9 protein-coding genes are annotated in these 12,696 nt (G+C 73.3%); 8 read left to right on the forward strand and 1 reads right to left on the reverse strand.

Annotated features, from left to right (window positions below; translation table 11 throughout):
- Window positions 1-8: 8 nt before the first annotated feature.
- From iolB to ACFWUY_RS01065, 5 genes are all read left to right on the forward strand, one after another.
- On the forward strand, window positions 9-833 hold the full coding sequence (gene iolB, locus ACFWUY_RS01045; protein WP_384100560.1) for a 5-deoxy-glucuronate isomerase: 825 nt from the start codon (window positions 9-11) through the stop codon (window positions 831-833).
- Window positions 830-2,686: a 3D-(3,5/4)-trihydroxycyclohexane-1,2-dione acylhydrolase (decyclizing) gene (gene iolD / locus ACFWUY_RS01050; protein ID WP_384100563.1), complete on the forward strand. Its 1,857-nt coding sequence runs from the start codon at window positions 830-832 to the stop codon at window positions 2,684-2,686. Before iolB ends, iolD begins: the two co-directional genes overlap by 4 nt.
- 14 nt (window positions 2,687-2,700) lie before the next feature.
- Window positions 2,701-4,203 (forward strand): CoA-acylating methylmalonate-semialdehyde dehydrogenase, encoded by a 1,503-nt coding sequence (gene mmsA / locus ACFWUY_RS01055; RefSeq protein ID WP_384100565.1) that lies wholly within the window; start codon window positions 2,701-2,703, stop codon window positions 4,201-4,203.
- Between the two features lie 244 nt (window positions 4,204-4,447).
- On the forward strand, window positions 4,448-7,222 hold the full coding sequence (locus ACFWUY_RS01060) for a CocE/NonD family hydrolase (protein WP_384100567.1): 2,775 nt from the start codon (window positions 4,448-4,450) through the stop codon (window positions 7,220-7,222).
- On the forward strand, window positions 7,219-8,112 hold the full coding sequence (locus ACFWUY_RS01065; protein ID WP_384100569.1) for an ABC transporter permease: 894 nt from the start codon (window positions 7,219-7,221) through the stop codon (window positions 8,110-8,112). The genes ACFWUY_RS01060 and ACFWUY_RS01065 overlap by 4 nt, the downstream gene beginning before the upstream one ends.
- 17 nt (window positions 8,113-8,129) lie before the next feature.
- Here ACFWUY_RS01065 and ACFWUY_RS01070 read toward each other — a convergent pair whose 3' ends face one another.
- Entirely contained in the window at window positions 8,130-8,849 is a 720-nt protein-coding gene (locus ACFWUY_RS01070; protein WP_384100572.1) for a DNA-binding response regulator, read from the reverse strand.
- A gap of 215 nt (window positions 8,850-9,064) precedes the next feature.
- Here ACFWUY_RS01070 and ACFWUY_RS01075 point away from each other — a divergent pair, with 215 nt between their 5' ends.
- The 3 genes from ACFWUY_RS01075 to ACFWUY_RS01085 all read left to right on the forward strand — a co-directional run bounded on the left by ACFWUY_RS01075 (window position 9,065) and on the right by ACFWUY_RS01085 (window position 12,508).
- On the forward strand, window positions 9,065-10,687 hold the full coding sequence (locus tag ACFWUY_RS01075; protein ID WP_384100574.1) for a von Willebrand factor type A domain-containing protein: 1,623 nt from the start codon (window positions 9,065-9,067) through the stop codon (window positions 10,685-10,687).
- 33 nt (window positions 10,688-10,720) lie between these two features.
- Window positions 10,721-11,188: a DUF1772 domain-containing protein gene (locus ACFWUY_RS01080; RefSeq protein ID WP_384100576.1), complete on the forward strand. Its 468-nt coding sequence runs from the start codon at window positions 10,721-10,723 to the stop codon at window positions 11,186-11,188.
- A 408-nt stretch (window positions 11,189-11,596) separates the two neighbouring features.
- Window positions 11,597-12,508: a BTAD domain-containing putative transcriptional regulator gene (locus ACFWUY_RS01085; RefSeq protein ID WP_384100578.1), complete on the forward strand. Its 912-nt coding sequence runs from the start codon at window positions 11,597-11,599 to the stop codon at window positions 12,506-12,508.
- Window positions 12,509-12,696: the final 188 nt, after the last annotated feature.

Here is a 12,696-nt window from a genome sequence, read left to right on the forward strand (position 1 = left end):
GATCCGGCATGAGCCCTGATCGATCCCCGTCCCTCCACCTGCCCGCAGGGACCGCCGCCCGAGGCCCGTACGCGGTCGACATCGACCCCGCCCTGGCCGGATGGACGTACTCCGCCCTGCGGGTCCTCACCCTCGGAGCGGGGGAGATCCACTCCTTCGGGAGCGGGGATTCCGAATGGGTCGTGCTTCCCCTCTCCGGTGCCTGTAGCGTGCGCGTCGACGGCGAGGTCCTCGAACTCCTGGGCCGCGCGAGCGTGTTCGCGGGAGTGACCGACTTCGCCTATGTACCGCGCGACGCCCACGCCCAGATCGCCTCCGGTGCGGGAGGCCGCTTCGCTTTGGCAGGAGCGAAGTGCGAGCGACGACTCCCCGCCCGCTACGGCCCCGCGCCGGAGGTACCCGTCGAGACGCGGGGCAGCGGCAACCGCGCCCGCCAGGTGCGGAACTTCGCCTCGGCGGACGCCTTCGCCTGCGACCGGCTCATCGCCGTCGAGGTCGTCACGCCCGGCGGCAACTGGTCCTCCTACCCGCCGCACAAGCACGACGAGCACCGCCCCGGCGCCGAGTCCGTCCTGGAGGAGATCTACTACTACGAGATCGAGGGCCCGCACGGCCTCGCCTACCAGCGGATCTCCCCCTCCCGGCCCGGCGGCGCCGAGCTCCTCGCCGAGGTCCGTGACGGCGACGCCGTCCTCGTGCCCGACGGCTGGCACGGTCCCTCGATCGCCCAGCCGGGTCACGACCTCCACTACCTCAACGTCATGGCGGGTCCCGGGCCCGAACGGGAGTGGAAGATCTGCTTCCACCCGGACCACACGGAGGGGTACGCATGACGATCCGGCTGACCGTCGCCCAGGCGCTCGTGCGCTTCCTCGCCGCCCAGTACACCGAGCGCGACGGCGCCCGGCACCGGCTGATCGCCGCCACCTGGGGCATCTTCGGCCACGGGAACGTCGCCGGGATCGGCCAGGCGCTCGTCGAAGAGACCCGCATGCCGTTCCACCAGGGCCGCAACGAGCAGGCCATGGTCCACGCCGCCGTCGGCTACGCCCGTCAGCGCAACCGGCTCTCCGCGCACGCCGTCACCACCTCCATCGGCCCCGGCGCCACCAACCTCGTCACCGGCGCCGCCCTCGCCACCGTCAACCACCTGCCGGTCCTGCTCCTCCCCGGCGACACCTTCGCCGGCCGCCCCGCCGACCCCGTGCTCCAGCAGCTCCAGGTCCCGTACGCGGGCGACGTGTCGGTCAACGACTGCCTGCGTCCCGTCTCGCGCTACTTCGACCGGGTCACCAGGCCCGAGGCCCTGGTCCCGGCCGCCCTCGAAGCCGCACGGGTCCTCGCCGACCCCGCGGGGACCGGCGCCGTCACCCTCGCCCTGCCGCAGGACGTGCAGGCGGAGGCGTACGACTGGCCCGAGGAGTTCTTCGCCGACCGGGTCTGGCGGATCCGCCGCCCCCGCCCCGACGCCGCCGAACTCGACGCCGCCGTACGGGCCGTGCGGAGCGCCGCGCGCCCGATGGTCGTCGCCGGCGGCGGGGTGCGGTTCAGCGGCGCCGAGGACGCCCTGCGCGCTTTCGCCGAGCGCGTCCACCTGCCCGTCGTCACCACCCAGGCCGGCAAGGGCGTCCTGCCGTACGACCACCCCTGCGAGGCCGGCGGCATCGGCCACACCGGAAGCTCCACCGCGAACGCCCTGGCCTCGACCGCCGACCTGGTCATCGGCGTCGGCACCCGCTACACCGACTTCACCACCGCCTCCGGCACCCTCTTCCCCGAGGGCACCCGCTTCCTCAACCTCAACATCACCGGCTTCGACGCCCACAAGCAGGGCGCGCTGCCGCTCGTCGCCGACGCCCGCGAGGGGCTCACCGCCCTCACCGGGGCGCTCGGCGACCACCGCCAGTCCATGTCGCAGTGGATCTTCTCCAAGCGGGACTGGCAGGAGCGGGTCGACGCGGCCTACGCCGTCCCCGACGAGGACGCCCGCCCCACCCAGGCGCAGGTCCTCGGCGTACTCGACACTCTGGTCGACGACACCGACATCCTGATCAACGCCGCCGGCTCGCTCCCCGGCGACCTCCACAAGCTCTGGCGGACCCGCTCGCCCGACCAGTACCACGTCGAGTACGGCTACTCCTGCATGGGCTACGAGATCCCCGCCGCCGTCGGCGTCCTGCTCGCCGCGCCCGGCCGGCCCGTCTGGGCGCTCGTCGGCGACGGCACGTACCTGATGAACCCCACCGAAATCGTCACCGCCGTGCAGGAGCGCCTGCCCCTGCGGCTGATCATCCTGCAGAACCACGGCTACGCCTCCATCGGCGGCCTCTCGGAGGCGGTCGGCGCCGAGCGGTACGGCACCGACTACCGCCACCGGGACCCGGACGGAGGCTTCACCGGACCCCCGCTCCCGGTCGACCTCGGCGCCAACGCCGCCTCCCTCGGGATGTGGGTGCTGCGCCCCCGCACCATCCGTGACCTGCGGGAAGCCCTCGCGGACGCACGGGCCGCGACGGTTCCCACATGTGTCTACGTCGAGACCGAAACGGCAGACACAGTGTCGGGCCCGCCCCCGGCCCAGGCGTGGTGGGATGTGCCCGTGGCCGAGACGTCGACCCGCCCGTCGGCGGTCAAGGCCCGCGAGGAGTACGACCGGCACGTCACCGCCCGACGCCGCCATCTCTGAAGGAGTAACTCGTCATGACGAAGACCGTCCACCACTGGATCGGTGGCAAGACCGTCGAGGGCACGTCGGGCAACTGGGGCCCGGTCACCGACCCGGCCACCGGCGCCGTCACCACCCAGGTCGCGCTCGCCTCCGTCGACGAGGTCGACGCCGCCGTCGCCGCCGCGAAGGACGCGTATCTCACCTGGGGCACCTCCTCGCTCGCCCAGCGCACCACGATCCTCTTCAAGTTCCGCGCGCTGCTCGACGCCAACCGTGACGCCATCGCCGAGCTGATCGTCGCCGAACACGGCAAGGTCCACTCGGACGCGCTCGGCGAGGTCGCCCGCGGCCTGGAGATCGTCGACCTGGCCTGCGGCATCACCACCCAGCTCAAGGGCGAGCTCTCCACCCAGGTCTCCAACCGGGTGGACGTGGCGTCGATCCGCCAGCCCGTCGGCGTCGTCGCCGGCATCACGCCCTTCAACTTCCCGGCCATGGTGCCGATGTGGATGTTCCCGATCGCCATCGCGACCGGCAACACGTTCATCCTCAAGCCCAGCGAGAAGGACCCGTCGCCGTCCCTGAAGATCGCCGAGCTGCTCGCGGAGGCGGGCCTCCCGGACGGTGTCTTCAACGTCCTGCACGGCGACAAGGTGGCCGTGGACCGCCTCCTGGAGCACCCGGACGTGTCCGCGATCTCCTTCGTCGGCTCGACGCCGATCGCCCGCCACATCCACACCACCGCCTCCGCCAACGGCAAGCGCGTCCAGGCGCTCGGCGGCGCCAAGAACCACATGCTGGTCCTCCCCGACGCCGACCTCGACGCGGCGGCCGACGCGGCCGTGTCGGCGGCGTACGGCTCGGCCGGCGAGCGCTGCATGGCGATCTCGGCGGTCGTCGCCGTCGGCGCCATCGGCGACGAGCTGGTGCAGAAGATCCGCGAGCGCGCCGAGAAGATCAAGATCGGCCCCGGCAACGACCCCACCTCCGAGATGGGCCCGCTCATCACGGCCGTCCACCGCGACAAGGTCGCCTCCTACGTCCACGGCGCGGCGGCCGAGGGCTGCGAGGTCGTCCTCGACGGCACCGGGTACACCGTCGAGGGCCACGAGAACGGCCACTGGATCGGCCTCTCCCTCCTGGACCACGTGCCGACCACGGCCAAGGCCTACCAGGACGAGATCTTCGGCCCGGTGCTCTGCGTGCTCCGCGCCGAGACGTACGAGGAGGGCCTCGCCCTCATCAACGGCTCGCGCTTCGGCAACGGCACCGCGATCTTCACCCGCGACGGCGGCGCGGCCCGCCGCTTCCAGCTGGAGGTCGAGGCCGGCATGGTCGGCGTGAACGTGCCGATCCCGGTGCCGGTGGGCTACCACTCCTTCGGTGGCTGGAAGGACTCGCTCTTCGGCGACCACCACATCTACGGCAACGACGGCGTGCACTTCTACACCCGCGGCAAGGTCGTCACCACCCGCTGGCCGGACCCGTCCGAGGCCCCGGCGGGCGTGGACCTGGGCTTCCCGCGCAACCACTGAGACACGCCGCACGAGAGCACGGCCCCCGGAGCGCGCGCGACACCGTGCCCGGGGGCCGTCCCCGTGCCCGTGCCGGGGCCGTCCCCGTGCGTCCGCACCCCGCCGTCCGCGCCTCGCGCCCGGTAGGGCGGCGCGGGATACCGCGTCTGGTGTACGGCGCCGCGTCCCGTACGACTCCAGGAGGTCGGGGGCCTCCCCCTCGGGGCCACAGCGCCGCACGAGCGGGCCCGCATAGGCTCGACCCATGCGACTCCGACTTCCCCGGTGGGCCGCGGTCACCGCCGTCCTCGCCGTTCTCGCGGGTGCCGGCACCCTGACCGCCGTCGCTTCGGACGATCCGCCGCCCGTGCACCGCGCGGACCGGATGCTCGACCTCGACGGGGTACGGCTCGACACCTCGTACTTCACCGGCGACGGCGACGGGCGCAGGCCCGCCGTCCTCCTCGGGCACGGCTTCGGCGGCTCCAAGGACGACGTCCGGGCCCAGGCCGAGCGGCTCGCCGAGGACGGTTACGCCGTCCTCACCTGGTCCGCCCGCGGCTTCGGCGCCTCCACCGGGCAGATCGGCCTCAACGACCCCGACCACGAGGTCAAGGACGCCCGGAAGCTGATCGACTGGCTCGCCGCCCGGCCCGAGGTCCTCCTCGACAAGCCCGGCGACCCGCGCGTCGGCGTCACCGGCGCCTCCTACGGCGGCGCGATCTCCCTGCTCGCGGCCGGCCACGACCCGCGCGTCGACGCCATCGCCCCCCAGATCACCTACTGGAACCTCGCCGACGCGCTGTTCCCCGAGGGCGTCTTCAAGAAGCTGTGGGCCGGCATCTTCTTCTCCGCGGGAACGACGGCGGGCCCGGGCGCCGGAGCGGGAGCAGGCCAGGACGCCGGATCGAGTGCCGGATCGAGTGCCGGAGCCGGACAGGAAGCCGGAACAGGAACCGGGCAGGGTGCCCGAGCGGCCGCCGAACCGGGTGTCGCGCCCGGGAAGGCCGACGCCTGCGGGCGCTTCACCCCCGAACTCTGCGCCCTCTACCAGCGCGTCGCCGTCTCGGGGAAGCCCGACGCCGCCGCCCGCGCCCTCCTCGAGGCCCGCAGCCCCTCCGCCGTCGGCTCCCGCGTCAAGGTGCCCGCCCTCCTCGTCCAGGGCCAGACCGACTCCCTCTTCACCCTCGCCCAGTCCGACGCCATGGCCAAGGCCCTCACCGCCAACGGCGCCCCCGTCGCCGTCGACTGGATCTCCGGCGGCCACGACGGCGGCGACCGCGAGACCGAGCGCGTCGAGCGGCGCATCAGCACCTGGTTCGACCGCTGGCTGAAGAAGGACACGTCCGTCGACACCGGCCCCGCCTTCCGGGTCAGCCGCACCGGCGGCGTCGACTCCACCGATGGACAGGCCACCCTGCGGGCCGCGACCGCCGACCGCTACCCGGGGCTCACCGCCGGCACCACGGACATCCCGCTCGCCGGACGCCCGCAGTCCTTCGGCAATCCCGCCGGCGCCGCACCCCCCGCCGTCTCCGCCGTCCCCGGCCTCGGTGGGGGAGTCGCCGGACTCTCCTCGCTCGGCGTCGGCATCTCCCTCGACTTCCCCGGCCAGCACGCCCGGTTCGACGCGAAGCCGCAGACCGAGCCGCTCCGGATCACCGGCACCCCGACCGTCCGCGTCAAGGTCACCTCGACCGCCACCGACGGCTCCGCCGTCCTCTTCGCCAAGGTGTACGACGTCGGACCCGACGGCCGGCAGCAGGTGCTGCCCGCCCAGCTCGTCACCCCCGTCCGCGTCGACGGCGCACAGGCCGGGAAGAGCCTCACGCTCACCCTGCCCGCGATCGACCACGAGGTGGAGGCCGGCCACCGGCTCCGGCTCGTCGTCGCCGCCACCGACCTCGGCTACGCCTCCCCGGTTGTCCCCGCCGGCTACACCGTCGCCGTCGAGAGCCCGCTCGCCGTCCCCACCGCGCCCGGCCTCGACACCCAGGCCGCCACCCTGCCCTGGTGGGTCTGGGGCCTGCCGCTCCTCGGCCTGGCCGTCGCCGCCGCGCTGCTGCTCACGGCCCGCCGCCGCACCACCGCTCCCGCGCCCGACCCCGAACTGGCCTCCGTACCGCTCCAGATCACCGGCCTGTCGAAGAAGTACAAGGGCGGCGACCGGTACAGCGTCCGGGACCTCTCCTTCCGCGTCGAACAGGGACAGGTCCTCGGCCTCCTCGGGCCGAACGGAGCGGGCAAGACCACCACCCTGCGCATGCTGATGGGCCTCATCACCCCGGACGAAGGGGAGATCAGGGTCTTCGGCCAGGCCATCCGGCCCGGCGCCCCCGTCCTCTCCCGGGTCGGCTCCTTCGTCGAGGGCGCGGGCTTCCTGCCACACCTCTCCGGCCGGGAGAACCTGGACCTGTACTGGAAGGCCACCGGCCGCCCCGCCGAGGACGCCCATGTCGACGAGGCCCTGCGGATCGCCGACCTGGGCGGCGCCCTGGAACGCGCGGTGCGCACCTACTCGCAGGGCATGCGGCAGCGACTCGCCCTCGCCCAGGCCATGCTGGGCCTGCCGGACCTGCTGATCCTGGACGAGCCCACCAACGGACTCGACCCGCCGCAGATCCGCGAGATGCGGGAGGTGATGATCCGGTACGCGGCCGGGGGCCGCACCGTCATCGTCTCCAGCCACCTCCTCGCGGAGGTCGAGCAGTCCTGCACCCACCTCGTCGTCATGGACCGGGGACAGCTCGTGCAGGCCGGCCCCGTCGCCGAGATCACCGGCTCCGGCGACACCCTGCTCGTGACCCTGGCCCGGGAGATCGACGACGCGCTCGTCGAGAAGGCCGGCGCCCTGCCCGGCGTCGGCTCGGCCACCCGCGCCGACGGCGGACTCCTGGTCCGTCTCGACGGGACCGACGGCACCGACATCACCACCCTCATCGGCGAACTCGTACGCCTGGACGTCCCGCTGACCGGCGTCGGACCGCACCGGCGCCTCGAAGACGCGTTCCTGACCCTGATCGGAGGAGGAGCCGCATGAGCCCGCTGCTCGACACCCCCGCGGCGCCCGAGGCGCCCGCGGCCCCCGTGGACTCCGCCCCCGGCTACCGCGCCGGACGCACCCTGCCGCTGCGCGTCGAGGCCCTCCGCCAGTGGAAGCGCCGCCGCACCCTGATCATGGGCGGCATCCTGGTCGCCCTGCCGTTCATCCTGATCGTCGCCTTCGCGATCGGCGGCGAGGACGGTGACCGCAACGGCCGGATCACCCTGATGGACACGGCGACCGCCTCGGGCGCCAACTTCGCCGCGACCTGCCTCTTCGTCTCGGCCGGCTTCCTCCTCGTCGTCCCGGTGGCGCTGTTCTGCGGGGACACCGTCGCCTCCGAGGCGAGCTGGTCCTCGCTGCGCTACCTGCTCGCCGCGCCGGTGCCCAGGTCGCGGCTCCTCGCCTCCAAGCTGGCGGTCGCCCTCGGCTACAGCGCGGCCGCGATGGTCCTCCTTCCGCTCGTGGCCCTGGCGGTGGGCACGGTCGCCTACGGCTGGGGCCCGCTCCAGCTGCCGACCGGCGGCTCGGTGCCCGCGGGGGACGCGCTGCTCCGCATCGCCGTCGCCGTCGCGTTCGTCTTCGCCTCCCAGCTGGTCACCGCCGGTCTCGCCTTCTGGCTGTCGACCCGCACCGACGCCCCGCTCGGCGCGGTGGGCGGCGCCGTCGGCCTGACCATCGTCGGCAACGTCCTGGACGCCGTCACGGCGCTCGGCGACTGGCGCGAGTACCTGCCGGCGCACTGGCAGTTCGCCTGGATCGACGCGCTCCAGCCCCAGCTGGAGTGGGGCGGCATGGTGAAGGGGACCGCGATCTCCCTGACGTACGCCCTGGTCCTCTTCGCGCTCGCCTTCCGGGGCTTCGCCCGCAAGGACATCGTGTCGTAGAAGCTCCTACGGTCTCCTCACAGCCACCCCCTCCGAGCCGCTTCCGCGCCCGCGCGGAAGCGGCTCGTCGTGCCGAGGGCCGTCATCAGCTCGCCGACCCGGCGGCTGTACGTCCGCGCGGACATGCCGAGCCGGGCCGCCGCCGTCTCGTCCGTGACCCCCGACAGGAGGGCGTCGAGCACCGGACGCAGCTGCGGCGGCAGATCGCACGGCGGCGCCGGGGGCGACGGCGCGTACGTCAGGTCCTCGGCCGCCGCCCAGCAGGCGTGATGGACCCGTGCGAGGGCCTGCACCACCACCGGGTCGCGGATCAGCAGCAGCCCGTTGTAGAGCAGCTCCAGATCGAGCGGGACCGCGGCCACCGTCCGGTCGACGACGATCATCTTGAACGGGATGGCCTCCGCGAGGCGGGCCCGGCCGGGGAGCGCCGGACCGCCTTCGAGCCGGGCCAGGGCGTGCCGCGGCACGATCCGTCTGACCTCGGCGGCCCGCTCGGCCGCCGCGCGCATGCACGCTCCCGCCAGCTGGAGGAACGGCTCGGGGATCGCGCAGCCCGCCGAGGCGACCGGGTCGTCGAAGGTCAGCAGTTCGTACCGGGTGGAGGCGGCCAGTCCCGCGAGCGCCGCGCTGATGCGCCGCGCGCCCCGGACCGGCCGCCCCGCGGGCCGCTGTCCCTCGGTCGTGGCCCGGTTCATCGCCGAACGGGCGAGCACCACGGAGCCCGCGCTCTCTGCCACCGCTGACCACCCCCGCCCGATCGATGTCCACTCCATGTACGCATGCGACTGCACACGGTGACAACCCCTGTTGAGAAGTCTGGCGAATCCATGCCACGCGTTCCCGTCCCGGTCGCCGTTGCCGCATCGAGATCCATCCGCAACCCGCTCGACGGCTCCCAGCGGGCCTCTCGTTCGTCACATTCACAAGTGCCATACGAAGAGGGGGAGATGAGATGGATCGACACGACGTCCGGACGCCCGGACGCCACCGGGCCCGGTTCTCGGCCACGCTCGCGGGGCTGCTCGCGGTCGGACTCGCCGTCGGCGGCTGCGCGGCGGACGGCGGTGAGAGCTCCGCCGACCGGTCGGGTGCGAAGGGCGGCAGGACCGCCACGGCGGCACCCGACGGCGCCCGTCCCGACGGGGCGTACGAGGAGGGGACGGAGGGCGAGGGGCACTCCCGGGCGCCCGCCCCCGACTACCTGTCCACCTTCGCCCTGGACGTGGACACCGCCTCCTACGGCTACGCCCGGCGGACCCTCGCCGAGGGCCGGCTGCCCGACCCGGCGACCGTGCGCCCCGAGGAGTTCGTCAACAGCTTCCGCCCCGACTACCCGCGCCCGGCGGACAACGGCTTCAGCGTGACCCTCGACGGGGCCCGCACCGGGCAGGACGGCTGGTCCCTCGTCCGGGTCGGGCTCGCCACCCGGGGCGCGGACCGGGGCGCCGAACGTCCGCCCGCCGCCCTCACCTTCGTCGTCGACGTCTCCGGATCGATGGCCGAACCCGGGCGGCTCGACCTGGTCAAGGAGTCCCTCGGACTGCTCGCCGACCAGCTCCGCGACGACGACTCGATCGCACTCGTCACCTTCAGCGACGAGGCCGAGACGCGGCTGCCGATGACCCGGGTGGGGGAGGCCAGGGGCCGGATCCGCGAGGTCGTGGACGCCCTCGCGACGAGCGCCTCCACCAACGTCGAGGCGGGTGTCCGCACCGGATACGACGTCGCCGTCGAAGGCCACAGGAAGGGCGCCACCAACCGGGTCGTGCTGCTCTCCGACGCGCTCGCCAACACCGGTGCCACCGAGGCCGGGACGATCCTCGAACGCATCGACCAGGAGCGGAGGGAGTACGGGATCACCCTCTTCGGCGTCGGCGTGGGCAGCGAGTTCGGCGACACGTTCATGGAGCAGCTCGCCGACCGGGGCGACGGCCAGACCACGTACGTCTCCACCTCCGCGCAGGCCCGCAAGGTCTTCGTCGACCAGCTGCCCTCCCATGTCGAGCTGCGCGCCCGCGACGCCAAGGCGCAGGTCTCCTTCGACCGGCGGACCGTCGAGAAGTTCCGGCTGATCGGCTACGAGAACCGGGAGGTCGCCGACGAGGACTTCCGGAACGACCGGGCCGACGGCGGCGAGGTGGGGGCCGGTCACACCGTCACCGCGCTGTACGCGGTCAAGACCCGTCCCGGAGCCGCCGGTCCGCTCGCCACCGCCACCGTCCGCTGGCTCGACCCCGCCACCCGGGCGCCGCACGAGCGCTCCCGCGCGGTCGGGACGGGCTCCCTGTCGCTCGCCGGGGACATCTGGGGCGAGGGCCACGACAGCCTGAAGCTGACGGCGGTCACCGCCTACTTCGCGGACGCCCTGCGGGGCGGGAGCCTGCCCGGGGCCCCCGGCCTCGCGGCGCTCGCGGAGCACGCCGACTCGATCGCCGGCCGGTCGGGTTCGGCGGTGGTCCGGGAGCTGGCGGAGGCCGTACGGCAGGCCGAGGGACTGCTCGGTCCCGACGGCGGAGCGTCCGGTGAAGGCCCTTCGCGGGAGGGTGAGTTGAGGTCGGGCGACCCGTACAGCTGACGCGCACGGCGGGCAGCGGGCCAGAATGGCCCCATGGCCTCCCTGCTGCTCGCCCTCGCCGTCGGATGCACCGGCCTCTACGCCGGTTTCATGCTCGTCTTCCAGACCGGGATCATGCCCGCGCTCGCCCGGCTGACGGACGCCGAGTTCGTCACGGCGATGCGCCGGATCAACGAGTACGTGCCGAAGGCCGTGTTCCTGACCGTCTTCCTCGGCGTGGTCGCCTTCCCCGCCGCCGCGTTCCTCGTCCCCGTCGACGGGCGCACGGACACGCAGAAGTGGCTGGTCCTCGCGGGGCTCGTGTGCGCGGTCCTCAACCACGCGGTCACCATCGGCGGCAACATCCCGCTCAACAACGCGCTGGCCGCCTCGGAGGCGCCGGGCGACGACCCGGCGACGGTCCGGGCGGCCTTCGAGAAGCGCTGGAACGGCTTCCACCGCGTCCGTACGGCTCTGATCACCGTCGCGTTCGCCCTGCTGACGGCCGCCGCCGTGGTCTAGGACCTCTCCGACCATTCCCGCCGGGTCCGGCGGATCACGGCCGGACCCGCCCCAGGGCCGCTCCGGAACCGTACCGAGCGGTCTGGATCTGGCGTGAACTCGTGCGTGTCGGCCACTCCGGGATCCACAAGGACCCTGCGAAAGCGTACCTCCGAGTCCGGAAACAGCCTTCGGAGGTGCGCTCACCCCCGCCCATGGCAAAAACCTTGCACCCCAATACCACTACAAAGGGGGTGAATCACCCCGATATCCCGGCCGGTGATTCCGTACCCTCCGGTTTCTTATTGACATGCCTACGGGGGTCTTTTCTAATCAACGAGAGTCAACCCGCGCGTAGACACCGCACAGACACTGAGGGGGCAAGGTGGACGTCCGGATCCTGGGGGACTGTCGGTACGTGAGCACGGGGTGTCCATCACCCCGACGGCCGCCGCGCCCCGGCAGCTCCTCGCCCTGCTCACGGCCAGCGCCGACCAGGTCGTCCCCGTGACCGTGCTGACCGAGGAGCTGTGGCCGTCCGGCGCCCCCCGCGGCGCCCGCGGCGAACTCCAGTCCCACATAGCCGACCTGCGGGCGCTCATCGCGGGCGCGCTGCGCGGCGCCGACCGGGCGGAACCCGGGGCCGGCTGGTCCGAGCGGCGCACCGCCGACGCGGTCCTCGTCTCCCAGCCAGGCGGCTACCGGCTCGACACCGGCGGCGGCGCCCACGACGTCTGGCAGTTCGAGCGCGCGGCCGGCGCCGGCTACCGCGCCATGGAGGCCGGCGACCTCCCGCGCGCCGCGCTCCGCCTCGGCGAGGCACTGGCCCTGTGGCGCGGCGAACCCTACGCGGGCGTCGCCGCGGGACCCCGCCTCCGCAGGGAGATCGAGCGTCTCGAAACCTCCCGGCTGAGCGTCCTCGACCAGTGGGTGGAAGCGCAGTTGGGCCTCGGCCGGCACGCCGAACTCGTCTCCGAACTCTCCGGACTCGTCGCCCGCTACCGCACCAACGAGCCCCTCCACGCCCACTACATGGTCGCCCTGCTCCGCTGCGGCCAGCACGACGAGGCCCTCACCGTCTACGAGCGGCTGCGGGCGGCGCTCAAGGAGGAGACCGGCATGGAGCCCTCGGCGCGGCTCCGCCGGCTCCAGCGCTCGGTCCTCGCCGTACGGCACACCGAGGCCCGTCCCGTGTACGGCCCCCGCGTCCCCGCCCAGTTCGGTTCCGCCCAGTTCGGTTCCGCCCAGTTCGGTTCCACCCGGTTCGGCCCCGCCGAGTTCGGTCCCGACCGGTTCGGCCCGGCTCGTCCCCGGCTCGTCCCCGCCGGCTCCGTCGGCTGACCGCCCCGCGGGACGGCGGTCCCGCGATACGGACGACCGGGGGGAACCGTGACGTCACACCGGGACCGTGACGGGGAATGAAGTGCGGCAACTCACCGTTGACCGACTCCCGAAGCCGAATTAGTTTCGGCGAGCAGTACGGGTTTCCTCCCAGGTGCCCGATTTCGTTCGACCACGGGGGACGGGAC

The sequence above is a fragment of the Streptomyces sp. NPDC058664 genome (genome assembly GCF_042716635.1).
Lineage (GTDB): Bacteria > Actinomycetota > Actinomycetes > Streptomycetales > Streptomycetaceae > Streptomyces.